Raw genomic sequence first — 25,049 nt, 5'->3', positions numbered from 1 at the left:
CTTGCCAGGCCGCCATCGCGAGCAAGCTCGCTCCCACACTGATCCTGTGAACTGCGAAGATCCCCTGTGGTAGCGAGCTTGCTCGCGATAGCGTCAGTTCAGACGCCGTCGATATCCGGCCCTTTCACCGTCTGGCTGACCTGCCCGTTCACCCCCACCGGCACTTCCCCCTTGAGCGTCACCCGGCGCACGATGCGATCCTGGGTCCCGTAGTCATCCACCGCGTAATGCTGGGTGGAGCGGTTGTCCCAGATCGCCACATCACCGGCCTTCCAGCGCCAGCGCACGATGTTTTCCTGGCGGATCACATGGCTCTGCAACAGACCGAACAGGTGCGCCGAATCGGCCTGGGAATAACCCTTGATGCGTTTGACGAAATGCCCCAGCAACAGGCTCTTCTCACCGCTGACCGGGTGCACGCGGACCACCGGGTGCTCAGTCTCGTACACGGTCGAGGTGAAGATCTTGCGATAGCGCTCCAGCTTCTCGGCCGAGACGTCAGGCCTGGTGCCGGCGTAGTCATATTCGTTGCTGTGCACGGCGACCAGCTTGTCGGCCAGCTCACGCAGCTCCACCGACAACCCGTCATAGGCAGTGGCGGTGTTGGCCCACAGGGTGTCGCCGCCGAAAGCCGGGGCCACCACCGAGCGCAGGATCGAGGCTTTTGGGTAGGCTTCGACGAAGGTCACGTCGGTGTGCCAGGAGCTCGCACGCTGGCCCTCGGCACCGTCCAGCTCCAGCAGAAAACGCGTACCTTCGCGCACCGGCACAGTCGGGTGCGCCACCGGTTCGCCGAGCAGGTGAGCGAACGCCTCCTGGCGTTGGTCGTCGAGCTGGGTCTGGTCGCGGAAGAAGATCACTTTGTATTGCAGCAGTGCCTGTTGAATGGCTTCAACAGTGGCGGCATCCAGCTCGCCCGAAAGCTGTACGCCACGGATTTCGGCACCGATGCGACCGGCCACCGGATGGATTTCAAGCGCGTGAACAGCGGGTTGTACTGCGAAAGCGGCATTGCTCATGGGTAGACCCTCATCAGACTGCTTACGGTTGAACCGGCCGCGAAACACTGCTCTATCTATATTCTATTTAGATCTATTAGATATCTGCATGCTTCGTTGACGGAATAAGAGGTTGCATTTAAAACCTCAGTCAACCCTCGTCGCAAATGCCTTCGAGCTATTTTTAGGATGCCGGAAAAGCATATGGATCTTCGCCAGTTGCGTTACTTCATCGCCCTCGACGAACACCGCAGTTTCGTGCGCGCGGCCGAGGCCATGGGCATTACCCAGCCGGCCTTCAGCCGTAGCATTCAGGGGCTCGAACACGAGTTCGGCTGCGTCCTGGTGGACCGTGGCAACAAGGATTTGCGCCCCACCCCTGAAGGCCTGGTGGTGCTGCAACATGCCCGCAGCCTGGTGCAGGGTGCTGCGCTGCTCAGCTGCGAAGTGACGCAGATGACCAAGCTCGATGCCGGTGAACTGCGCTTCGGTTGCGGCCCGGCACCGGCGGTGAAACTGGTACCGGATGCGGTGGCTCAGTTCATCAACGCGCACCCGAAAGTGCGCACCTGTTTCGAGGTGGATAACTGGGAGAAACTCAGCCGCGCCCTGAGCCGTGAAGAGATCGAATTCTTCATCGCCGACATCCGCCATTTCGAGTCCGATCCGAACTTCCAGACCCAGGCTCTGACGCCCAAGCGCGGCGTGTTTTTCTGCCGGCCAGGGCATCCGCTGCTGGCCAAGGAGAGCCTGTCGACCAACGACATGTTCGATTACCCGCTGGCGACTACGAAGATCCCGCCGGGCATTCGCAAACTGCTGGCGAACCTCAGTGGCCGGGTGGATTTTTCACCGACCATCGAGACCGAACATTTTCCGGCGCTGGTGAAAGTGGTGCTGCAATCCAATGCCATCGGCGTGGGAACGCAGGAGGCGTTTATCGAGGACGTTGCCCAGGGGTCGCTGGCGCTGCTGCACTGGCGCAACCTGCCGCAGAACATTGAGAGCATGAATGCGCGGTGCGGGATTGTCAGCCGCACGGGGTTCCGGTTGTCACCGGCGGCGCGGGCGATGATCGAGACGTTGGTGGCGGTGGACAGGCAGCAGATCAGCGTTGCTGTTTAGGGCCCCTTCGCGAGCAAGCCCGCTCCCACATTGGATTTGTGTACGACGCAAGTCCAATGTGGGAGCGGGCTTGCTCGCGAAAGCGTCCGCATTGACGACAAAAATTCAGAGCTTCGCAGCAGCCAACTCCGGCACCACCCAATCACTGACCTTGAACGACTTGCGAATCAGCTTCTGCTGCGAAGCCAGGTCCACGGCATCCTGCAATTTGCCGAGGAACACCGGGTCAAGCGTCGAGGGGAACACCTCGCTCAGTTTCTGATCCTTCAGGTCCTGTGTGAGGATCACCGCCGGATAACTCGCCAGCCCCGACACCAACTGAATGTAGGCGTCCTTGTTGCTGTCCTGGGTCAGCCACTCCACGGCCTGCTGTTGGGCCTTGAGCAGTTTCGCCACCGCCTCCGGATGCGCATCGACAAACTTTCCAGTCCCTATCAGCACCGCCTGCACGCTGCCCGCACCGCCCAGATCCTTGGTGTTTAGCGGTAACTCGGCCAGCCCCTTGGCTTGCAACGCCGTCAGCCCGGAACCGCCCCACGAGGCATCGATCTGCTTCGCCGCCAGCGCCGCGACCGCCGCGTTGAAGTCGAGGTTGATGACTTTCACATCCTTCTCGCTCAACCCCTGGCTAGCCAGCGCCGCATCGAAGGACAGCTGGCTGGCGGTGCCACGGAAGATGGCCATGCGTTTGCCCTTGAGGTCCTGCAGGGTCTTGATCCCTGAACCCGGCACCACGCCGAGGTAATGCTTCACCCCGCGCGCCGAGGCGCTGAGCAGTCGCGTATCCAGACCATTGGACTTGCCGATGATGGCCGCCAGATCGCCGAGGTAGGCCAGGTCCACTTGACCGTTGGCGAACGCCTCGTTGATCACCGGGCCTGCGCCCTTGAAGAAACTCCACTGAATCTTGATGCCTTGATCGGCGAAAGCCTTTTCGAAGATCTGTTGATCACGCAGCACATCCACGACCCCGCCACCACTGTGCTGGGTACCGGCACTCAGGTCCGGCACGGCGATGCGGATTTCCTTGAGTTCACCAGCGTTGGCCGTGAAAGCCAGCAGGCCCGCCAGGGCCGGTGCGGCGAACAGACTGATGACACGTTTGAAGGGAAGGTTCATGGGTGCGGCTCCTTGAGGCAACGGGCGTTGAGGAGCCGAAAGTAGGCCCAAGTAGAACCAACACTTAAATACTATAAATTCACATTTTTAGACTATTTTGATCTATATCAACGCCTGCGGACCTCTCCGTGGCGTATGCCTTGGCAGCATCAAAAATATTCTTCGAATGCATTGGATGCAGTGGCTTATGGAGGCCTTAAATGGTTTCGCTTATCTCTCAATAGCATTGATTTTAATTTTTATAGATCAATTTTGCATACGCCTTGGACCCTGTGGGAGCGGGCTTGCTCGCGAAAAGGGAGTGTCAGTCACTTCATGGCTGCCTGATACGCCGCTTTCGCGAGCAAGCCCGCTCCCACAAAAAAGCAGGCCTGTATTGCAACTCGACAACGGAGGTCATCCATGGCCCGTGTTTCTCTGCTCAGCTTGCCATTGCCCGCGCCGTCGCTTGAAAGCAAGCAGCGCTGGCCGAGCCTGAACCATCGGCTGTTGCCATGGTTGTTGCCGACTCTCCTGTTCAGCCTCTGGTGGCTCGCCAGCCGCAATCACTGGATGAGCGAGCAGATCCTGCCGGCGCCGACCCTGGTCTGGAGCAGCGCACTGGAATTGTCCCAAGGCGAGTTGTGGAACCATTTGTGGATCAGCCTGCAACGCTTGTTCTGGGGGCTGCTGGCCGGGATCAGCGCAGGTGCGGTTTTGGGTGCCGCACTGGGCTTCAGTCGTCGACTGGAGCGCCTGGTATTTCCAACCTTTGCCGGGTTGGCGCAAGTTCCGACCCTGGCCTGGATTCCATTGTTCATGGTGTTTTTCGGCATTGGCGAAGTGCTGAAACTGGTGGTGTTGATCAAGGCCATCGTGGTGCCGGTGACCCTGCATACACTGGTCGGTGTGCGCGATGCACAACCAAGACTGCGCGAAGCCGCCGCCGTGTTGCGCCTGCCCAGGCACCTGTTGATCCGACGCCTGGTGCTGCCTGCCGCACTGCCGGCATTCATGGCCGGTGTGCGCCTCGCACTGGCCGCCGGCTGGACTTCACTGCTCGCTGTTGAACTGCTCGCTTCCAGTGAAGGCATCGGCTACCTGATGGTCTGGGCCCGGCAGCTGTTCATGCTCGACATCGTGTTCGTGTGCATTGTGGTGATCGGCTTGATCGGTGTGGCGATGGATCGCGGCATCGGTTTGCTGGACAGGAAACTGGTGCACTGGCCGCACCCGGCCACGGCCGAAATCCGTCGCGGGCCGCGTTATCAAGGTTGGCAGCGATTGCAACCGTGGCTGCTGCCACTGGCGCTTCTGGCGTTGTGGCAACTGACCTCGGATCAGCAATGGATTGACGCGAACATTCTGGTCAGCCCGCTGGCCGTCCTGCAGACCACTCGGGATGGTTTGCTCGACGGCACATTGCTTGGTGGCATGGCCCTGAGCCTGGGCCGAACCCTTGGCGGGTTGCTGCTCGGCGGCGGGCTCGGGTTTGCCTTGGGGTTGCTGCTGGGATTGTCGCGCACCAGTGAACGCGTGCTCGGCCCAACCCTCGCCGCCATCCGTCAGATCGCCATATTCGCCTGGGTGCCACTGCTCACCGCGTGGTTCGGCCTGGGGGAATTGGCCAAGTGGGTGTTCGTTGCCCTCGCCGCCTTTTTCCCGTTGTTTATCGCCACCCAACGCAGCGTCGCCCACCTCTCGCCGCAACTGAACGAGGCAGCGCAGGTGTTGCGCCTGAGTCTGCGTCAGCGCCTGGTTCGACTGGTACTACCGGGCGCGGCGCCAGGGATTTTTGCAGGGCTTCGGCTGAGCCTTATCTACGCCTGGCTCGGCACCATTGGCGCTGAATACTTCATGCCGTCCAACGGCGGCATCGGCAGCCAGATGATCGGCGCCCAGCAACTGCTGCGCATGGATCTGATCATGGCCGGCATGCTGCTGGTGGGCCTGACCGGCGCCCTGCTCAACCTCATTGGCCAACGCCTGGAAATCCGCGCCACTCGCTGGAGACACGCATGAACGCACCGATTGTCAGCTTCAATCACGTGGGCAAAACCTTCGACGTCGACGGCTTCACACTTGAGGCCATTCGCGAATTCAACCTGGACATCGCCGAGGGCGAGTTCGTCGCCATTGTCGGCTCCAGCGGTTGCGGCAAATCCACTTTGCTGCGGCTGCTGGTGGGCCTCGATACGCAGTTTCGCGGGCAAATCAGCGTGGACGGAAAAGCCGTCACCGGCATCGGCGGCGAGCGCGGCATCGTCTTTCAGGAACACCGCTTGTTCCCGTGGCTGAGCGTGGCCGACAACATCGGCCTGGGCCTGGTCAACGAGCCATTGAGCGCTGCGCAAAAGCACAAGCGCATCCACGATTTCATCGAACTGGTGGGCCTGGGCGACTTCGCCCGCGCCTATCCGCACCAGCTCTCCGGCGGCATGGCCCAGCGCGTGGCCATTGCTCGCGGACTGGTGGCCAGCCCACGGATTCTGCTGCTGGACGAACCCTTCGGCGCCCTCGATGCACTGACCCGCCAGCAGATGCAGGACGAACTGTTGGCGATCCGCGCCCGGGCAAAAATCACCACCGTGCTGGTCACCCACGATGTCGAGGAAGCGATCTTCCTCGCCGACCGTGTCGTGGTGATGGAGCCGCGTCCGGGGCGGATCAAACAAGTGGTCGACATTGCCCTGCCCCATCCGCGCCAGCGCAGCAGTTTCGACTTCCACCAGTTACGCGAGGAACTGCTTCACGAACTCACCAGCGACGATCACTACCAGTCCCCCGTGCCGGTGCAGGTCCGCGATCTGCCGTTGTCCTTCATTGCCTACTGAAAAAGGAAATTCTTGATGCCGCAACGTCCCAACTTTCTAGTGATCCTGGCCGATGACCTGGGCTTTTCCGACATCGGCGCCTTCGGTGGCGAAATCAACACGCCGAATCTCGATGCACTGGCCAGCAATGGCCTGCGCCTGACCGATTTTCACACCGCGCCGACCTGCTCGCCGACCCGCTCGATGCTGCTCACCGGTACCGACCACCACATCGCCGGCATCGGCACCATGGCCGAAGCACTGACCCCGGACCTGATCGGCAAACCGGGTTACGAAGGACACCTGAACGACCGCGTGGTCGCCCTGCCCGAGCTGCTGCGCGAGGCCGGTTACCAGACCTTGATGAGCGGCAAATGGCACCTGGGCCTGACCGCAGAGCTGGCGCCGCACGCCCGGGGTTTCGAGCGTTCGTTTTCGCTGTTGCCCGGCGCGGCCAACCATTACGGCTTCGAGCCGACCTACGATGAAACGACGCCACGGCTGCTGAAATCCACCCCGGCGCTGTACATCGAAGACGACCAATTCATCGATGAACTGCCGAAGGATTTTTATTCCTCCGATGCCTTTGGCGACAAGCTGCTGCATTACCTCAAGGAGCGCGACCAGACCCGGCCTTTCTTCGCCTACCTGCCGTTTTCCGCGCCCCACTGGCCGCTGCAGGCGCCGGCCGAGGTGGTGGAAAAATACCGCGGGCGCTATGACGCCGGCCCTGAAGTATTGCGACTAGAGCGTCTGGAAAAACTCAAAAAGCTGGGGCTGATCGAGGCCGATGTCGAGCCGCATCCTTTGATCCAGTTGACTGCACAGTGGGATGCCCTGAGCGACGAGCAACGGCAGATCTCCGCGCGGGCCATGGAGGTTTATGCGGCGATGGTCGAGCGCATGGACTGGAACATCGGGCGGGTTGTCGATTACTTGCGCCAGCAAGGGCAACTGGACAACACCTTCATCCTGTTCATGTCCGATAACGGTGCCGAAGGGGCGTTGCTGGAGGCCTTTCCGAAATTCGGCCCGCAGTTGCTGACCTATCTCAACCAGCATTATGACAACAGCCTGGACAACATCGGTCGCGCCAACTCCTACGTCTGGTACGGGCCGAACTGGGCACAAGTGGCGACCGCGCCGTCGCGGCTGTTCAAAGCCTTCACGACCGAAGGCGGGATCCGTGTTCCGGCGCTGGTGCACTACCCGCAATTGCCGCTCAAGGGCCAGATCAGCCATGGGTTTGGCACGGTAATGGACATCACGCCGACCATTCTTGATCTGGCCGGCGTGCGTCATCCAGGCAAGCAGTGGCACGGCAAACCCGTGGCGGAAGTTCGAGGCAAGTCGTGGCTTGGGTTCTTGTCTGGCGAGACGGCGCAAGTGCATGACGAGCACACCGTCACCGGTTGGGAATTGTTCGGACGTCGGGCGATTCGGCAAGGGCAATGGAAGGCGGTTTACATCCCGGGACCGGTGGGGCCGGCGACCTGGCAGCTGTATGACCTGGGCAATGATCCGGGGGAGATTCATGACCTGGCGTCGAGCCAACCGCAGAAGCTCAGTGCCTTGATCGAACATTGGCAGCGGTATGTGGATGAGACAGGGGTGATCTTGAGTGAGTCGCCGTTTCAGCCGGATTGATATTGCCTGATGCACCGCATTCGCGAGCAAGCCCGCTCCCACAGAGGATCTCGGTTGTTCACAAATAATGTGTTCTCTGAAGATCAAATGTGGGAGCGGGCTTGCTCGCGAAGAGGCCCTTGCAGACAACCATCAAGCCTGAGCAGTACGCACCTTTTCCCCGACCAATTCGTCCTTGCGCTCAAACCGGTTGGCCCGTGCAAACGTACCGAAATCATTGAACCGCACGCCCATCTCGCGCATCACCTTGTGTCCCACCGGCACGGTGAGCTGCCGGATGTAGAACGGTTCCTTCACCACAAAATGATGAATCCCGTGGCTGCTGCCGAAGTTGAAGCAGAACGCCTGCAACGGCCACAGCCACCACGCGTTCAGCACTTGCGTCTGCTGCATCACGTTGCCCGGCTCCACGTCACCGTAGTAGTGCATGTTCGAGCTGATGAAGTGCAGGCAGAACGTGCGCAACACGTTCGGGCCGATGATCACGACCGCCGCGATGTCGATCACCTGCATCACCGACAACGTGGTCGCCGACCACTCGATCGGTGCGCCCATCAGATGTGCAACGCCGTTCGCTGCGTGGAAACCGAGAAACACGTACCACGCGCCCCAATGCATCAGCGCCAGCGGTGCGTAGACCTTCAGGGTGCGCTGGACGATGCTGATCTTTTGCGCCCAGGTCTTGGCCCGCAGCATGCGGATGAACGACGACATCATGTTGTCGCCAATCATCAAGAATCGCGCGATACCCCAAGGCTCGCCGTTGGTAATGGCGCGTTCTTCCATATCGGTTTCAGAGCCCGACACCTTGTGGTGATTGAGGTGCAGATGGCGGCGAATCCACGGATTGATAGTGCTCGGCCGCGCCAGCCACACCAGCCCCATCATCAGGTTGTGCGGCACCTTCTGCTTGCGGAAGTACATGCTATGGATCAGGTCGTGCTCCAGCTCATGGGTCAACGAGGCAAAAAACGCGTTGAGCAGCAGGCACGCCCACCACGCCATGTGCCCGGTCATATAGAGTGCCGCCGAACCGACCATACCAGCCAGGGCGAAGGCCAGAATGCCTGCGCCGAGGGCGTCCTGATGCTTGAGAATCGGGTATTGCTCGCGCAGCTCGACGCCTCTGGCCAGCACCACTTCGCGGATATGGGCCGATCGTTGGGCTGCATTCAGTCGTTGGGGGCTTGCAGAAGTACCGTCCATGCTTCCATCCTCTGGTTATTGATGGTTGCATCCTGCCTTGCGAACCCTCGCAACGCGGTAGCCGAGAACGCCAACCTGTTGACCGGAAGCGCCAATCAGCATGACTGAACCGACCTCCCTCGCCAGCTGGACCCGCGCCCTGCGCAAGCAACTCGATGCCCTGGGCATCGACAGCACCGCCTTGTGCCAGCAAGCGGGGCTCGACCCGCAACTGATGGACGACCCGAACGCGCGCTATCCGCTGTCGGGCACCACGCACCTGTGGAATCTGGCGGTGCAGGCCAGCGGTGACCCGGCGATCGGTTTGCGGGTTTCGCGTTTCGTCAGCCCGACCACCTTCCATGCGCTGGGTTATGCGCTGGTAGCCAGCGGCAGCCTGCGGGAAGTGTTCGAGCGCATCGTGCGTTATCACCAGGTGGTCAGTGACGCCCTGGAATTGGAACTGACCCGTGTCGAGGATCGCTACCGTTTCAGCCTGAAAATCCCGGCCGGTAACCCCGCCCCGGCCTTCGAAGCCATCGATGCGTTCATGGCGATTTACGTGCGCACCTGCCGCAATCGCCTGGGTCGCGACTACGCGCCACTGGCGACCTACCTGCGTCGCCCGGAGCCGGCGGACGCGCACCAATGGCATAAAGTCTTCCGCTCGCCCATGAACTTCGGCGCCGACGAAGACCGGTTGGAGTTCGCCCTCGTCGACTTCGACAGCCACCTGGATGACGCCAACCCGGAACTGGCCGAACACAACGAAACCGTGCTCAAACGCACCCTGGCACAACTCAAGCCGCTGACCTGGGAGCGCAAGGTTCGCGATGCCATTGAAGAACAACTGCCCGAAGGCGAACCCAGCGCCGAACACATCGCCAAGGCCCTGCACCTGAGCCTGCGCAGCCTGCAACGGCACCTGGCCGATGAAGGCTGCCGGTTCGACACGTTGCTCAACGAAAGCCGCGAAAACCTCGCGCTGCTGCACCTGCGTGACCCGCAAGTGTCGCTGAGCGAAATCAGTTATCTGCTCGGATTTGCCGACACCAGCAGCTTCAGCCGCGCGTTCAAGCGCTGGACCGGGATGACACCGGGGCAGTTTCGGGATGGGTTGCGGTGATTGATTCTGAAGGTGGGTTGTCTTATCCGGCCTCTTCGCGAGCAAGTCGGATTGCCGCACCGCCGCTCCCACAGGTTTTTTCGGCGACCACAAACTTTGGATTCACACAAATCCACTGTGGGAGCGGGCTTGCTCGCGAAGGCGTCAGTTCAGCCATATCAATATCGACTGACACACCGCTTTCGCGAGCAAGCCCGCTCCCACAATGGTTCGGTGTTCACCGTCAGATTGTGGCCAGTGCCCGCAATCGCTCGGCATCGAGGATTTCAATTTCGCCGTAACTCAGCCCGATGATCCCCTGCCCCTGCAGTTCCTTGAGAATCTGGTTGGTGGTCTGGCGCGACAGCGACAGCATTGCGGCAAGCTGCTCCTGGGGCAGTTGCAGGACGCGGCGCGGTGGGGCGGTCTCGCCATAGCCTTCGGCGATCATCAACAAGCGGTGCGCCAGCCGTGCCGGGGCCGGCAACAGGCTCAGTTGTTCGAGGTTGATGAAGGTCATGCGCAATTTCTGGCTCATCAGCAATGCCAGTTGCCGCCAGTGCTGCGGATGCTCATCGAGCAGCGCCAGCAAGGTGTTCTGGGGAATGTGCAGCAGCGTGCACTGGCCCATGCCGTAGGCATCGTGAGTGCGTGGCTGGCCATCGAACAGGCAGATTTCGCCGAACCAGTGCGGCGGCTCCACCAGGCTCAGCAACGCTTCCTTGCCTTGCTCGCTGACGGCACCGACGCGCACCGCGCCTTCAAGCACCGCGTACAGGCCACAGGGTGGATCGCCACGCTTGAACAGCCGCTGCCCCGGCGATAGGCGCCGCAGCTTGGCCGCCGACAGCAGGCTATCCTGTAGGGAAACAGGCAAATGGCTGAACCACTGACCGCTCATCAGGCGTGGACGCCAGACCTGCATATCCATGAAAACTCCTAGAGATTGTCGCCTGGCTGACAGAGCGGGAAATGGCCCCGGGGCATGATCAATCACCCTACAGGAGAACAACAATGAAAAGCCTCGTCGACCACCTCAGTCAATACGCTGCCTACCACCGTGACCCGCGCAACATCGCCTCGCACTTTATCGGCATTCCGCTGATCGTGGTGGCCGTCGCGGTGTTGCTGTCCCGGCCGGAGTGGTCGCTGGGCGGCGTGTGGATGTCACCGGCGGTACTCGTCTCGCTGGCATCGGCGTGGTTTTACCTGCGCCTGGAGTTGCGCCTGGGCGTGTTGATGACCGTGTTGCTCGGGCTGTCCGTGTGGGCCGGTCATGCGCTGGCGCAGCAAAGCACGCTGGTCTGGCTGGGCAGCGGCGTAGCGATGTTCGTGATCGGTTGGGCGATTCAGTTTGTCGGCCATCACTACGAAGGGCGCAAACCGGCGTTCGTCGATGATGTGACGGGGTTGATTGTCGGGCCGTTGTTTGTGGTGGCCGAACTGGCGTTCATGCTGGGGATGCGGCATGACCTGAAAGAGCAGATCGAGGCGCGGGCGGGAGGTGTGCGGGTCAATCCGAAGCGTGCTGCTGTCTAGATCGTAATCGCGAGCAAGCCCGCTCCCACAGAGGATCTATGGTGCACATAGACCCCCTGTGGGAGCGGGCTTGCTCGCGAAGCTTTTGCTTTAGATGTTGGCGACCTTCTGCCAGACCTTCGGCTTGAAGAACAGCGTCTCGCCTTTTGCCAAACCAACCAGACTGTCGTGATCCTTGACCACTTCGGCCTCGATCAGATCGCTCTGCCCTTCAACCTTAAGCGTCACCCGCGTTGTCGCGCCCAGCGGACGAATGTCCCGCACTTCCGCCGCGTGGTGGTCTTCCAGTTCATGGCGTGACAGCGACACCTCGTGCGGGCGGAACAGCACGTGCCTGTCTTCGCCCAGGTGCAGACGGTTCGAATCACCGAGGAAGTGATAGACGAAATCGCTGGCCGGGTTTTCGTAGACGTCGCCCGGTGAGCCGATCTGCTCGATCACACCCTTGTTCATCACCACGATACGGTCGGCGACTTCCATCGCTTCTTCCTGGTCGTGGGTGACGAACACCGAGGTCAGGTTGATGTCTTCGTGCAGGCGCGCCAACCAGCGACGCAGCTCTTTACGGACCTTGGCGTCGAGGGCGCCGAAAGGTTCGTCGAGCAGCAGCACTTTTGGCTCCACCGCCAGCGCTCGGGCCAGGGCAATGCGCTGACGCTGTCCGCCGGAGAGTTGTTCCGGATAGCGATCCGACAGCCAGTCCAGTTGCACCATGTTCAGCAGTTCGTGGACTTTGGTTGCGATCTGGCTTTCGCTCGGGCGCTGGTTCTTCGGCTTCATGCGCAGGCCGAACGCGACGTTGTCGAACACCGTCATGTGGCGGAACAAGGCGTAGTGCTGGAACACGAAACCGACGTTGCGATCACGCACGTCATGCCCGGAAACGTCTTCACCGTGGAACACGATGTTGCCCTGGTCCGGAGTTTCCAGGCCGGCGATGATCCGCAGCAGCGTGGTCTTGCCGCAGCCCGACGGACCGAGCAACGCGACGAGCTCGCCGCTCTGGATATCCAGGCTGATGTTGTCCAGCGCCTTGAACGCGTGGAAGTTCTTGCTGACATTACGCACTTCGATCGACATGAATTATTCCTCCGCGGCGCTGGCGCGCAGGCGGTTAATACGGTTTTCGCTCCACTGCTTGAGCAGCAGGATGAAGAGCGCCAGGATCAGCAACAGGCTCGCCACGGCGAACGCGGCCACGTGGTTGTATTCGTTGTAGAGGATCTCAACGTGCAACGGCAGGGTGTTGGTCACCCCGCGAATGTGCCCGGAAACCACCGACACCGCACCGAACTCCCCCATGGCCCGCGCGGTACACAACACCACGCCGTAGATCAGGCCCCATTTGATGTTGGGCACGGTGACGTGCCAGAACATCTGCCAGCCGTTGGCCCCGAGCAGGCGCGCGGCCTCCTCTTCCTGGGTACCTTGCTCCTGCATCAGCGGGATCAGTTCACGGGCCACGAACGGCACGGTGACGAAGATCGTCGCCAGCACGATGCCCGGCAGGGCGAAGACGATCTGGATGTCGTGGTCCTGCAACCATGGACCGAACAGGCCTTGGGCGCCGAACATCAGCACATAGACCAGACCAGCGATCACCGGCGACACCGAGAACGGCAGGTCGATCAGTGTCACCAGCATGCTCTTGCCACGGAACGAGTACTTGCTCACGCACCACGCGGCACTGACACCAAACACCAGGTTCAGCGGCACCGAAATCAACACGGCGATGACCGTGAGTTTCAGGGCCGACAGCGCGTCCGGCTCAAAGATCGCGGTGAAGAACGCACCGAGGCCGAGCTTCAGGCCTTGGGACACCACGATGAACAGCGGCAGCAACAGGAACAGCGCAAAAATCAGCCAGCCAAGGCCGATCAGGATTCGCCGCGAGGTCGCACTGCCACGGCGGGCAGCGTTCGAGGAAGCGGCAGCAATAGACGATTGGGACATGGGTGCGCCTCCTTATGGGGTTTCGATGCGCCGCTGCAACAAGTTGATCAGCAGCAACAGGACGAAGGAAACCACCAGCATCAGTACACCAATGGAGGTAGCACCGGTGTAATCGTATTGGTCGAGCTTGACCATGATCAGCAGCGGCAGAATCTCGGTTTTCATCGGCATGTTGCCCGCGATGAAAATCACCGAACCGTACTCGCCGACCCCGCGGGCAAAGGCCAAAGCGAAACCGGTAAGCCATGCCGGAAGCAGTGCCGGCAGCAGGATATGGCGGAAAACCTGCAAGGGTTTTGCACCCAGGCACGCCGCCGCTTCCTCGACTTCACGAGGAATATCCGCCAATACTGGCTGTACGGTACGTACTACGAATGGAAGTGTCACAAAAGTGAGGGCAAGGGTGATGCCCAGAGGGGTGTAGGCGATCTTGAAACCCAGATCCGCCGCAAACTGACCGACCAGACCGGTAGGGGTGTACAACGCCGTCAGCGCAATACCGGCCACCGCCGTGGGCAATGCGAACGGCAAGTCGATCATTGCATCGATCACTTTTCGCCCTGGGAAGGTATAGCGCACTAATACCCAGGCCAGCAGCGTGCCGATGATGCCGTTGATGATCGCGGCACACAGGGCGGTGCCGAAGCTGAGCTTCAACGCGGCCAGCACCCGTGGCGCCGAGATGATTGCCCAGAACTGATCCCAGGTGAGTTGAGCGGCATGCACGAACATTGCCGCCAGTGGTATGAGCACAATCAGGCTGAGGTACACCAAGGTGTAGCCCAGCGTCAGCCCGAAGCCGGGTATGACGGGGGAGATACGACGCGACATAAAAGTCCTTGGTTAAAAAGCGATCCGCTAAACGCATCAATGTGGGAGCGGGCTTGCTCGCGAAGAGGCCATATCAGTCAACATTTACGTCGCCTGACACACCGCCTTCGCGAGCAAGCCCGCTCCCACAGTTACGAGCCCAGGCATCAGGCTCGTTGCGTGGCTTGAGTCAGATTACTGCGCCTGGTAGATCTGGTCGAACACGCCCCCATCATTGAAGAATTTCGGCTGTGCGACTTTCCAGCCGCCGAAATCCTTGTCGATGCTCACCAGCTCCAGTTTCGGGAACTGCTGGGCGTATTTGGCGGCCACGTCCTTGTCACGTGGACGATAGAAGTTCTTCGCCGCGATTTCCTGGCCGGCCGGGCTGTACAGGTACTTGAGGTAGGCTTCGGCGATCTGCCCGTTGCCCTTTTTCTCGGCATTTTTGTCGACTACCGCCACCGGCGGCTCAGCGAGGATCGACAGCGAAGGCACGACGATGTCGAACTTGTCGGCACCACCCTCTTCTTTCAGGGCCAGGAAGGCTTCGTTTTCCCAGGCCAGCAATACGTCGCCCTGACCGTTGTTGACGAAGGTAATGGTCGAGCCGCGGGCGCCGGTATCCAGCACTGGCACGTGCTTGAACAGGGTTTGCACGTATTCCTTGGCCTTGGCTTCGTCGCCGCCATTGGCTTTCAGGCCATAGGCCCAGGCCGCGAGGAAGTTCCAGCGCGCACCGCCGGAGGTCTTCGGATTCGGTGTGATCACCGAGACATCATTCTTGACCAGGTCGCCCCAGTCCTTGATGCCTTTAGGGTTGCCCTTGCGCACCAGGAACACGATGGTCGAGGTGTAAGGCGTGCTGGCGTCCGGCAGGCGTTTTTGCCAGTCCGCCGGCAGGGACTTGCCAAGCTTGGCGATTTCGTCGATATCGCCGGCCAGGGCCAGGGTCACGACGTCGGCACGCAGGCCATCGATCACCGCCCGACCCTGCTTGCCCGAACCGCCGTGGGATTGCTGGATTTTCACGGAGTCACCGGCGTGGTCCTTTTGCCAGAACTTGATGAATTCGGCGTTGTAGTCCTGATACAGCTCGCGGGTCGGGTCGTATGACACGTTGAGCAGCTCATAGTCCTTGGCAACGGCGGAACCGGCAAAAAGGGCGCTGGCCAGGGCGGCCAAAGCGAAATGACGAATCGACGACATGGTGAAAGCTCCTGGAATTCTTGGTTTGTTGGCTTTTTCTTATGGGATATCGCGTTGCCTGATTCGCCTCAGCCCGACTTGTTGCCCGGCTGCTGCAAACGGAATTTTTCTTTGCGTTCGATCTGCACCACCTGGGCGTTGTGCACAGTGATTTCCACGGCGCCAAAGCGCAGATCGCGCAGGGCACTCTGGATTTCACGCAGGATGGTGGCTTCGTCTTGACCGTCGACGCTACGCAGGGATGCGCTCATATTGCTGCTCCTTCAACTGAGAGGTTGCCTCGCAGTGTCGGCACTGCTTGCGGCTTGAGAGCAATACTAGAGAGGTGTAGATATTCTTAAAAAGACTATTTAAGAATGTTTATATAACCAGAAGAGATTAACTGTGGAGACAAGAGCTTGAGGTGAATCACCCTCTTTCAGGCACACCAAAAAAACCTGTGGGAGCGAGCTTGCTCGCGATGAGGGAGTGTCAGCCACCAGAAATGTCGACTGATATTCCGCTATCGCGAGCAAGCTCGCTCCCACAGGTTTTGCTCCTACACGATCACCGGCTCATGCATCCAGTCAAGCTGCTCCGCCGGTACCGGCCGCCCGAACCAGTAGCCCTGACCCAGATCGCAATCGTGCTCGAGCAGAAATTCCGCCTGCTCAGCCTGCTCGATCCCCTCGGCATGGACCTGCATGCCCATGCTCTGGGCCAGCGCAATGATCACCCGCGAGATCGCCGCATCATCCTCATCCCACGGCAACCCGGCGACGAAGCCCTGGTCGATTTTCAACTTCTGCACCGGCAGACGCTTGAGCCGCAGCAGCGATGAGTAACCCGTGCCGAAGTCGTCGATGGCCAGGCGCACACCCAGCTCGCGCAGGCGATGCATCTGCTCCAGCGCGACTTCCGGGTCTTCCATCACCGCGCTTTCAGTGACTTCCAGCTCGAGAAACGCCGGCTCCAGCCCGGTTTCGCGCAGGACCTGCGCCACCTGCTGATACAGCTCACGACGGGCGAACAGACGCGAAGAAACGTTGACCGCGACGAACGACAGCACCACCCCGTCCTGCTGCCACTGGCACATCTGCCGACACGCCTGCGCCATGACCCAGGTGTCGATTTCTGCAATCAGACCGGTTCGTTCGGCGACCGGAATGAATTCCGCCGGCGACACCAGGCCCCGCTGCGAGTGCTGCCAACGCACCAGCGCCTCGACGCCGATCAGGCGACGGCTCTTGAGGTCGTGAACCGGCTGGTAATAGACCCGCAGCTCTTGTCGGTCCAGGGCGCGGCGCAATTCGAAGGCGATCTCGAGCCGTTGCTGGGCGTGGGCCGTCAGCTCTTCGGTGTACAGGGCATAATCATTGCGCCCCGCGCTCTTGGCCTTGAACAGTGCAGAGTCGCCATTGCGCAGCAGTTGCTCGACGCTCAGCGCATCGCTGGGGAACAGGCTGATGCCGATGCTGGTGTTTATGGACAGCAGGTGCCCATCAATAAGGAACGGGTCTTTAAGACCATCGATGATCCGCTGGGCCAACGCAGCGGCCTGAATCAGTTGCGGACAGCTTTCGGCAAGTATGGCGAACTCATCCCCGCCCAACCGCGCCAGGGTGACGCCCGGACCGAACATGGCCCCCAGGCGCTCGGCCACAGCCTTGAGCAACTGGTCGCCAATGGTATGCCCGAGGCTGTCGTTGATCATCTTGAAGTGATCGAGATCGACCATCAGCAGCGCGCAGCCACGCTTATGGACCTGTGCCGAGGCCAGGGCCTGTTCGGCGCGATCGATGAACAGCAGGCGGTTCGGCAGATCGGTCAGCGGATCGTGGTGCGCCAGGTGCATCAGTTCGTGTTCTGAATTCTTGATTGCGCTGATGTCGGAAAACACCGCCACATATTGGCTCGGCTGGCCGTAGTCGTCGTGGATCAGGCGGATCGTTTGCCATTGCGGGTAAATCTCGCCGCTTTTGCGCCGGTTCCAGATTTCTCCACTCCACTCCCCGACACTGGCGAGCGTGGCAAACATCACCTGATAGAACTCAGGAGAGTGTCGCCCGGACTTGAACAGGTTGGGCCGCTGCCCCAGCACGTCCTCACACCCGTAACCGGTGATTTCCATGAATGCCCGGTTCACATGGACGATCAGACCTTCCCGATTGGTGACCAGCACGCCTTCGCGGGTGCAGTCGAACACGGCTGCCGCCTGGCGCAAGCGCATGCGGTCGGCATCGCGCTCACGCAGTTTGGCGCCGATACCCAGACACCGCAGCAGCCGCGCCCGAGCAATGAAGATCATCCCGGCACTGAACAGCACCCAGACATAACCGTTGATCAGTTGCCATCGCAATCGCTCGGCAGAGCTATCGAAGAAACTGTTTAATAAATAGCCACTGATCTGCAGCCAAGCCACAGAAAGCAGCAGATAGAGCAGCGCTGCACACAAGGCATCGCGATAGGTGGCAGACATCCGGCGATCCATGTCCCTACAAAAAGGTTGGAATTATAGTTTAAAGACACATCCAGCCACTCTTATCTGAAAGGGTGACTGGTTTTCTGTGTGGGCTTAGTGATAATGCAACGGCTGTTTTTTCTTTATCGAGGGCCCTACAGCCTATGTGGTACGAAGGTTTTCTTGGCTTGTCGCCCTGGTCGCTGGTAGCAGTCACCCTGCTGATGACCCACGTCACGATCATCGCCGTCACGGTCTATCTGCATCGTTACTCGGCCCATCGCTCCCTGGAGCTGAATGCCGGCCTGAAGCATTTCTTCCGTTTCTGGCTGTGGCTGACCACGGCGCAGAACACCCGCGAGTGGACCGCCATCCACCGCAAGCATCACGCCAAATGCGAAACCGTCGATGACCCGCACAGCCCGGTCATCAAGGGTTTGTCCACAGTGCTGCGCAAAGGCGCCGAGCTGTACCGCGCCGAAGCGGAAAACCCCGAGACGCTGCGCATCTACGGCAAGAACTGCCCCGAAGACTGGATCGAGCGCAACCTCTACAGCCGCTTCCCGCTGCTGGGCATCGCGATCATGGGCGTTATCGACCTGCTGCTGTTCGGCACCATCGGCATCACCATCTGGGCCATCCAGATGATGTGGATCCCGGTGTGGGCCGCCGGCGTAGTCAATGGCCTGGGCCATGCCATCGGCTACCGCAACTTCGAATGCCGCGATGCGGCGACCAATCTGGTGCCTTGGGGCATCCTGATTGGCGGCGAAGAGCTGCATAACAACCATCACACCTACCCTAACTCGGCAAAACTGTCGGTGAAGAAGTGGGAATTCGACCTGGGCTGGGCGTGGATTCAAGTCTTCAGCTTCCTGCGCCTGGCCAAGGTTCAACGGGTTGCGCCGATTGCCCACCGCGTCGAAGGCAAGGGCAACCTGGACATGGACACCGCCATGGCGATCCTCAACAACCGCTTCCAGATCATGGCCCAGTACCGCAAATTGGTGATCGGCCCGCTGGTCAAGCAAGAGCTGGAAAAGGTCGATCACTCGGTACGTCACCAGTTCCACCGGGCCAAACGCCTGCTTTCGCGGGAGACCAGTCTGCTGGATGACAAACACCATGTACGCATCCAGAACATGCTCGAGCACAGCCAGGCACTGAAGATAATTTACGAGAAACGCCTGGCTCTGCAGCAGATCTGGGTCAAGACCAGCTCAAATGGCCACGACATGCTGGCGGCCATCAAGGACTGGGTACACGAAGCCGAAGCCAGCGGGATTCAATCCCTGCGCGACTTCGCCGATCAGTTGAAGACCTACTCCCTGCGCCCTGCCGCCGTCTGAAAAAACCTGTGGGAGCGGGCTTGCTCGCGAAGGCGGTGAGTCAGTCGACATCTTCATTGACTGGCCCACCGCCTTCGCGAGCAAGCCCGCTCCCACATTGATTTGTGACTGCAAAAATCCGTCTCCCCTACCGCCCGGCGGGAGCAGGCTCCCTCGCCACACAAGGCGGGAACTTCATCTAAAAAGCCCTATCTCAAAGACACTTCGCCATTCCCGGCAGGCTTGGTGTTGGCCGCTATCGAACGCGCGGCATGCCCTTTGAGATTTGTGTCGATGGCCCCAAAAAACCTGCAAGACTCATCTCCGTCCCATTGGCCCGAGGCCGCGCAGCCCCTGATAGCGCTGATGCACGCCCAACGCGAAGTCGCACGCCTGAGCGAACGCGAACAGTTGTTCAGCACCTTGCTGATGAGCGTCAATGCAGTGCTGTGGGCATTCGATTGGGAAACCCGCAAGGTGCTTTACGTCAGCCCCGCCTATGAACGGATCTTTGGCCGTTCGGCCGATCTACTGCTGGCCGACTGCAATCAATGGTGCGACAGCATTCACCCTGACGACCTGGACTATGCCGAACGCAGCCTTGCCGAAGTACTGGACAAAGGCGCCGTCGAAGACCGCGAGTATCGAGTCATCGCCGCCGAGGGCCAGGTGCGCTGGCTAAGCGACAAATGCTACATCAACCGCCAGCCCGAGCCGGGGCAACCGGTGATCATCGTCGGCATCGCCGAAGACATCACCGACAAGAAGCAGATGGAAACCGAGCTGCATCGCCTGGCTACCATCGATGCGCTGACCCAGAGCAGCAACCGCCGTCATTTCTTCGAATGCGCCCACCGCGCGTTCGCACACACCCGGCAACAGGGCGAGCCGCTGTCGTTTCTGATGCTGGACATTGATAACTTCAAGACGATCAACGACACCTACGGTCACCAGGAAGGCGACAACGTGTTGCAGCGCATTGCCGAAAGCGGCCGCGCAGCGTTGCGTCGTGGCGACCTGTTCGGGCGTATTGGCGGTGAGGAGTTTGCAGCGGTGTTTCCCGGCTGTACACCGCAAATGGCCCTGCAAGTGGCTGAACGCCTGCAACGGCAGATTCAGCAATTGAGTTTCAACCATGAGGGCCAGATGTTCGGCATCACCGTCAGCCAGGGCCTGACCAGCCTGACCGCCGCGGACGAAAACGTGGAAAACCTGTTTTCCCGGGCAGATGCCGCGATGTACCAGGCCAAGCGCGAGGGAAAGAACCGGATTGTGACGGGCTGAGATTTCGTTGGCACCACCGGATACCTGTGGCGAGGGGGCTTGCCCCCGTTCGGTTGCGCAGCAGCCGTAAACCAGCGAATGCGGTTGTCCTGACAATGCTGGAACACCAAATGCAGGACTGCTTCGCAGCCCAACGGGGGCAAGCCCCCTCGCCACAAAAGCTCGCTCCCACAGGGGTTGGTGGTGTGCTTACTTTTTGCGCAAACGCATCAACTCCGGCAGGCCGATCTTGAGCAACCTCGCCGTCCGGCTCTTCGCCAGCGCCTCGATGCCCTCATGCTCGGTCAAGCGCGCCATCTGCGCCGCCATGTTCATCACCAGTGCTTCGCGCGAGTAAACCCCGCCACCGAGCTGATAGGCCGCCGCAATCAGTTCGCGCAACTCCAGTGGCAGACGCCAGCGCGTGCGCAGGGCCGAGCCATAGGCCGCGCCAAATTCAACCAGCGCTTCGCCCACTTCCTCCTGCTCGTCCAGTTCGCCACCGGCCTGTTTCCATTCCTGCAAACACCGCAGCAACGCCAGATCGCCGAGACGATGCAACATGCCGGCGCAATAGCAGCGCTCCTGATCCAGATCGAGCAAGCGCGCCAGGGTTCTCGCGTATTCGGCGGTGTGCAGGGACAGATCCCAGTAACGCTCGGCATAGTCGGCCAATTGCGGATCGCTGAGCCGGGCACTGCGCTTGAGCGCCAACCCGAGAATCAGGTTCATGCTCTGCCCGGTGCCCAGGCGATGCAGCGCCTGGGACAGGGTTTGCACAGCGGTGCCGTGGTGCTGGGCCGCGCTGTTGGCAGCGGCGATCAGCACAGCGGTAACCTGCGGATCGGTGCGGATTTCGTCTTCCAGCACCGTCAAATCGAGGCCATTGGGATTGAGGCTGCGTTTGACCGCCACTTGCACGTCGGTCATCAGCGGCGCACCGTCAGCCAATTCCCGTCGACGCTCCAGAAACACCGACAACGTCATGCCCGGTGCCAGCGACGGCACTTCGCACGAGACTTCTTCGCCAGCGTTCAGCAGCAGCCCCTGCAACCGATGGGTCAGGCTTTCCATATTCAGGGGTTTGGTCAGGTACGCGGCCGGCGCCAGCGGCAAGGCCTCGCGCACGCTGGCACTGTCGTTGCGACTGCTCATCAGAATGAACGGCATGGGCGGATTGCGTTTGCGCTGGCGGATGCTGCGCAGGACATTCAGGCCATCGACGCCGGGCAACTCCCAGTCGGCGATCACCAGGTCATAGGGGTTGGCAGCCAATAGCTCCAGCGCTTGCTGACCATCGGCGCACAAATCCAGCCGCGCATCGCAGCGTACGTTCAACAACACTTCCTTAAGCAAATCCCGGGACCAGGGGTCGGCCTCGGCGATCAGGACTCTTGGAACGGCGGGTAAAATGACGGTTGTCATACAGCTCTCCCTGGCAATGCGCAAACCTTAGCCAATGCTGGCCATCCGATACAGCGCTAATGGGCGGGATGTGTTTCAAGGGGCATGAAAAAACCCGCCGAAGCGGGTTTTTTGTGGATCAGGTCACACAGGGGATCAGAGTTCGGAGAAGCACTCTTCGATGATCGCCAGACCTTTGTCCAGTTGCTCGTCCGGCGAGGTCAGCGGTACCAGGACGCGCAGAACGTTACCGTAGGTGCCGCAGGACAGCAGGATCAGACCCTTGTCGCGAGCCTTGGCCACAACGGACGCCACGGCTGCAGCGTTCGGCTTGTGGCTGTCGCCGTTTTCGAACAGCTCGACCGCGATCATCGCGCCCAGGGCACGGACTTCACCGATCACCGGGTACTTGGCCTGGATGGCCTTCAGGCCGGTTACCAGACGCTCGCCAACAGCCTTGCAACGATCCAGCAGGTGTTCTTCTTCGAACACTTCCATCACGGCCAGGGCCGCGGCGCAAGCGATCGGGCTACCGGCGTAGGTGCCGCCCAGGCCGCCTGGAGCAATGGCGTCCATGTATTCGGCCTTGCCGCACACACCGGCCAGCGGGAAGCCGCCAGCGATGGATTTGGCGAAGGTGGTCAGGTCGGCAGCAACGCCCATCTGTTCCATCGCGAAGAATGTGCCGGTACGGCCAGCGCCAGTCTGTACTTCGTCAGCGATCAGCAGGATGCCGTGCTGGTCGCACAGGGCACGCAGACGCTTCATGAATTCTTTCGGCGCGACGTAGAAACCACCTTCGCCCTGAACCGGCTCGATGATGATCGCAGCGATGTCTTTCGGCTCGGCGTCGTTCTTGAAGATGCGTTCGATGGAAGCGATCGAATCGTCGATGCTCACGCCGTGCAGTTCGTTCGGGTACAGCGCGCGGAAGATGCCGCCTGGCATCAGGCCCATGCCGGCCGAGTAAGGCACGACTTTACCGGTCAGGCCCAGGGTCATCATGGTGCGACCGTGGTAGGCGCCGGTGAAGGCGATCACGCCGGCACGGCCAGTGGCGGCACGGGCGATCTTGATGGAGTTTTCCACGGCTTCGGAGCCGGTGGTCACCAGCAGGGTTTTCTTGTCGAAATCACCTGGGACCTTGGCGTTGATTTTTTCGCACACTTCCACGTACGGCTCGTAGGCCAGTACCTGGAAGCAGGTGTGGGTCAGCTTGTTCAACTGCTCGGTCACGGCGGCGATGACTTTCGGGTGCACGTGGCCGGTGTTCAGTACGGCGATACCGCCGGCGAAGTCGATGAATTCACGACCTTCAACGTCGGTTACGGTCGCGTTCTTCGCGGAATCGGCGAAGATCGGGTGAATCTGGCCAACACCACGTGGAACAGCAGCGGTACGGCGGGCCATCAAAGAAGCGTTAGTCTTGCTCATACATTCCTCATTCACCGCTCATCGGGCGGCGTGGTTCAAGGATAAAGCGACGGGGAGCAACGGCGGCAGCATGCGATGATCGACTGCCACTGCGTTCCCGGCCACCGAGAAAATTCCGGTTTGAAGCGGCGCAAAGGGACAGCGCTCTCGTGCCCTTTGCGCTTGAAGCAATGCTCTTCCGGGGTTAGATGCCCAGGCAGAGGTATTTGATTTCCAGGTAATCTTCGATGCCGTACTTGGAGCCTTCACGGCCCAGGCCCGAGGCCTTGATGCCGCCGAACGGCGCGACTTCGTTGGAGATCAACCCGGTGTTGACGCCGACCATGCCGTATTCCAAGGCTTCAGCCACACGGAACACACGGCCCAGATCACGAGCATAGAAGTACGAGGCCAGACCGAACTCGGTGTCGTTGGACATCGCAATCACGTCGGCTTCGTCTTTGAAGCGGAACAGCGGAGCCAATGGACCGAAGGTTTCTTCCTTGGCCACGGCAGCGTTATTCGGCACGTTGGTCAGGATGGTCGGCTCGAAGAAGTTGCCTTCCATCGACTTGCCGCCGGACAGCACGGTGGCGCCTTTGGAAACGGCGTCAGCGATGTGCTCTTGCACCTTGGCCACGGCTTTTTCGTCGATCAGCGGGCCAGTGGTAGTGCCGTCTTCCAGACCGTTGCCGATCTTGAGCTTGGCAACAGCCACTTTCAGCTTCTCGGCGAACGCGTCGTAGACCGAATCCTGAATGTACAGGCGGTTGGCGCAGACGCAGGTCTGACCGTTGTTGCGATACTTGGAAATGATCGCGCCTTCGACGGCCTTATCCAGGTCCGCGTCGTCGAACACGATGAACGGCGCGTTGCCACCCAGCTCCAGGGACACTTTCTTGATGTCCTTGGCGCATTCCGACATCAGTTGACGACCGATTTCGGTCGAACCGGTGAAGGACAGCTTGCGCACGATCGGGTTGCTGGTCAGCTCGCTGCCGATGTCGCCGGCGCTGCCGGAAACAACGCTGAACACGCCAGCCGGGATTCCGGCACGCTGGGCCAGTTCGGCCAGGGCGAATGCAGAGAACGGAGTTTGCGAAGCAGGTTTGAGCACCATGGTGCAACCGGCGGCCAGGGCTGGACCGGCTTTACGGGTGATCATCGCGGCCGGGAAGTTCCACGGGGTGATCGCAGCGGTCACGCCGATTGGCTGCTTGATCACGATCAGGCGCTTGTCTGGCTGGTGGCCCGGAATCACGTCACCGTAGATGCGCTTGGCTTCTTCGGCGAACCACTCGATAAAGGAAGCGGCGTAAACGATTTCGCCCTTGGCTTCGGCCAATGGCTTGCCTTGTTCCAGGGTCATCAGGCGCGCCAGGTCTTCCTGGTTCTCGATGATCAGCTCGTACCAGCGACGCAGCTTGGTCGCACGTTCTTTGGCGGTCAGTGCACGCCAGGCCGGCAGCGCTTTGTCAGCAGCTTCGATCGCACGGCGGGTTTCGGCAGCGCCCATTTTCGGCACGGTGCCCAGAATTTCGCCCGTTGCCGGGTTGTTGACCTTGATCGTCTGACCATTGTCCGCATCGACCCACGCGCCATCGATGAAGGCTTGCTGGCGGAACAACTGGGTGTCTTTAAGCTGCATGTCGGCTTTCCTTAACAGCACCGCAAAGAATGCGGAGCAAATTATGATTGTAGAAAGGCGCCTCGATAGGC

At 60.4% G+C, this 25,049-nt stretch carries 21 protein-coding genes; 8 read left to right on the top strand and 13 right to left on the bottom strand.

From position 1 onward, the window contains the following. Positions 1-98 precede the first annotated feature (98 nt). Positions 99-1,019, bottom strand: a complete 921-nt coding sequence (locus tag KGB20_RS27135; protein ID WP_090452452.1) for a TauD/TfdA dioxygenase family protein — start codon at positions 1,017-1,019, stop codon at positions 99-101. Between the two features lie 183 nt (positions 1,020-1,202). Between KGB20_RS27135 and KGB20_RS27130 the strand changes: the two genes are divergently transcribed. Continuing rightward, positions 1,203-2,123 (top strand): LysR family transcriptional regulator, encoded by a 921-nt coding sequence (locus tag KGB20_RS27130; RefSeq protein ID WP_154910751.1) that lies wholly within the window; start codon positions 1,203-1,205, stop codon positions 2,121-2,123. 105 nt (positions 2,124-2,228) lie between these two features. On the opposite strand, the gene KGB20_RS27125 is transcribed toward KGB20_RS27130, so the two are convergent. Continuing rightward, on the bottom strand, positions 2,229-3,242 hold the full coding sequence (locus KGB20_RS27125; RefSeq protein WP_223533223.1) for an ABC transporter substrate-binding protein: 1,014 nt from the start codon (positions 3,240-3,242) through the stop codon (positions 2,229-2,231). Between the two features lie 402 nt (positions 3,243-3,644). Here KGB20_RS27125 and KGB20_RS27120 point away from each other — a divergent pair, with 402 nt between their 5' ends. The 3 genes from KGB20_RS27120 to KGB20_RS27110 are packed head-to-tail and all read left to right on the top strand — an operon-like array spanning position 3,645 to position 7,681. Then, complete coding sequence (locus KGB20_RS27120; protein ID WP_154910752.1) at positions 3,645-5,243, top strand: ABC transporter permease; 1,599 nt, start codon at positions 3,645-3,647, stop codon at positions 5,241-5,243. Further along, positions 5,240-6,055: an ABC transporter ATP-binding protein gene (locus tag KGB20_RS27115; RefSeq protein ID WP_154910753.1), complete on the top strand. Its 816-nt coding sequence runs from the start codon at positions 5,240-5,242 to the stop codon at positions 6,053-6,055. The genes KGB20_RS27120 and KGB20_RS27115 overlap by 4 nt, the downstream gene beginning before the upstream one ends. 15 nt (positions 6,056-6,070) lie before the next feature. Next, positions 6,071-7,681, top strand: a complete 1,611-nt coding sequence (locus KGB20_RS27110; protein WP_154910754.1) for an arylsulfatase — start codon at positions 6,071-6,073, stop codon at positions 7,679-7,681. A gap of 132 nt (positions 7,682-7,813) precedes the next feature. On the opposite strand, the gene KGB20_RS27105 is transcribed toward KGB20_RS27110, so the two are convergent. Next, entirely contained in the window at positions 7,814-8,887 is a 1,074-nt protein-coding gene (locus tag KGB20_RS27105; RefSeq protein ID WP_154910755.1) for a fatty acid desaturase, read from the bottom strand. A gap of 100 nt (positions 8,888-8,987) precedes the next feature. On the opposite strand from KGB20_RS27105, the gene KGB20_RS27100 reads away from it, so the two are divergent. Beyond that, the gene (locus tag KGB20_RS27100; RefSeq protein ID WP_154910756.1) at positions 8,988-9,992 is read left to right on the top strand and encodes an AraC family transcriptional regulator; all 1,005 of its coding nucleotides are present in this window, start codon (positions 8,988-8,990) and stop codon (positions 9,990-9,992) included. Between the two features lie 223 nt (positions 9,993-10,215). On the opposite strand, the gene KGB20_RS27095 is transcribed toward KGB20_RS27100, so the two are convergent. Further along, the gene (locus KGB20_RS27095) at positions 10,216-10,902 is read right to left on the bottom strand and encodes a Crp/Fnr family transcriptional regulator (protein WP_154910758.1); all 687 of its coding nucleotides are present in this window, start codon (positions 10,900-10,902) and stop codon (positions 10,216-10,218) included. Between the two features lie 83 nt (positions 10,903-10,985). On the opposite strand from KGB20_RS27095, the gene KGB20_RS27090 reads away from it, so the two are divergent. Then, positions 10,986-11,510, top strand: a complete 525-nt coding sequence (locus KGB20_RS27090; RefSeq protein WP_154910759.1) for a DUF962 domain-containing protein — start codon at positions 10,986-10,988, stop codon at positions 11,508-11,510. Between the two features lie 90 nt (positions 11,511-11,600). On the opposite strand, the gene KGB20_RS27085 is transcribed toward KGB20_RS27090, so the two are convergent. From KGB20_RS27085 to dibA, 6 genes are all read right to left on the bottom strand, one after another. Continuing rightward, positions 11,601-12,590, bottom strand: coding sequence for a sulfate/molybdate ABC transporter ATP-binding protein (locus tag KGB20_RS27085; protein WP_154910760.1), 990 nt, complete (start codon positions 12,588-12,590; stop codon positions 11,601-11,603). A gap of 3 nt (positions 12,591-12,593) precedes the next feature. Further along, a complete protein-coding gene (cysW, locus tag KGB20_RS27080) occupies positions 12,594-13,463 on the bottom strand; it encodes a sulfate ABC transporter permease subunit CysW (RefSeq protein WP_007972954.1) in 870 nt (289 codons plus the stop codon). A gap of 12 nt (positions 13,464-13,475) precedes the next feature. Continuing rightward, a complete protein-coding gene (cysT, locus tag KGB20_RS27075) occupies positions 13,476-14,294 on the bottom strand; it encodes a sulfate ABC transporter permease subunit CysT (protein ID WP_007972956.1) in 819 nt (272 codons plus the stop codon). A gap of 174 nt (positions 14,295-14,468) precedes the next feature. Then, positions 14,469-15,482 (bottom strand): sulfate ABC transporter substrate-binding protein, encoded by a 1,014-nt coding sequence (locus KGB20_RS27070; protein WP_154861283.1) that lies wholly within the window; start codon positions 15,480-15,482, stop codon positions 14,469-14,471. A 68-nt stretch (positions 15,483-15,550) separates the two neighbouring features. Continuing rightward, positions 15,551-15,733 carry a sulfur starvation response protein OscA gene (gene oscA / locus KGB20_RS27065; RefSeq protein WP_056726967.1) on the bottom strand — a complete coding sequence of 61 codons (183 nt, stop codon included), beginning with the start codon at positions 15,731-15,733 and terminating at the stop codon, positions 15,551-15,553. 287 nt (positions 15,734-16,020) lie between these two features. Then, entirely contained in the window at positions 16,021-17,940 is a 1,920-nt protein-coding gene (gene dibA / locus KGB20_RS27060) for a phosphodiesterase DibA (protein ID WP_154910761.1), read from the bottom strand. A gap of 146 nt (positions 17,941-18,086) precedes the next feature. Between dibA and desA the strand changes: the two genes are divergently transcribed. Continuing rightward, a complete protein-coding gene (gene desA, locus KGB20_RS27055; RefSeq protein ID WP_154946659.1) occupies positions 18,087-19,271 on the top strand; it encodes a delta-9 fatty acid desaturase DesA in 1,185 nt (394 codons plus the stop codon). Positions 19,272-19,544: 273 nt separating this feature from the next. Further along, positions 19,545-20,534 carry a GGDEF domain-containing protein gene (locus KGB20_RS27050; RefSeq protein WP_154910763.1) on the top strand — a complete coding sequence of 330 codons (990 nt, stop codon included), beginning with the start codon at positions 19,545-19,547 and terminating at the stop codon, positions 20,532-20,534. Positions 20,535-20,723: 189 nt separating this feature from the next. On the opposite strand, the gene KGB20_RS27045 is transcribed toward KGB20_RS27050, so the two are convergent. The 3 genes from KGB20_RS27045 to gabD form a co-directional block, all read right to left on the bottom strand. Further along, positions 20,724-21,938, bottom strand: coding sequence for a response regulator (locus KGB20_RS27045; protein WP_154910764.1), 1,215 nt, complete (start codon positions 21,936-21,938; stop codon positions 20,724-20,726). A gap of 135 nt (positions 21,939-22,073) precedes the next feature. After that, entirely contained in the window at positions 22,074-23,351 is a 1,278-nt protein-coding gene (gene gabT, locus KGB20_RS27040) for a 4-aminobutyrate--2-oxoglutarate transaminase (protein ID WP_007994487.1), read from the bottom strand. Positions 23,352-23,535: 184 nt separating this feature from the next. Further along, the gene (gabD, locus tag KGB20_RS27035; RefSeq protein WP_154861288.1) at positions 23,536-24,978 is read right to left on the bottom strand and encodes an NADP-dependent succinate-semialdehyde dehydrogenase; all 1,443 of its coding nucleotides are present in this window, start codon (positions 24,976-24,978) and stop codon (positions 23,536-23,538) included. Positions 24,979-25,049 lie beyond the last annotated feature (71 nt).

The sequence above is a fragment of the Pseudomonas sp. BF-R-30 genome (genome assembly GCF_019956175.1).
Lineage (GTDB): Bacteria > Pseudomonadota > Gammaproteobacteria > Pseudomonadales > Pseudomonadaceae > Aquipseudomonas > Aquipseudomonas jessenii.
This window is presented reverse-complemented; position numbering and strand designations above follow the sequence as displayed.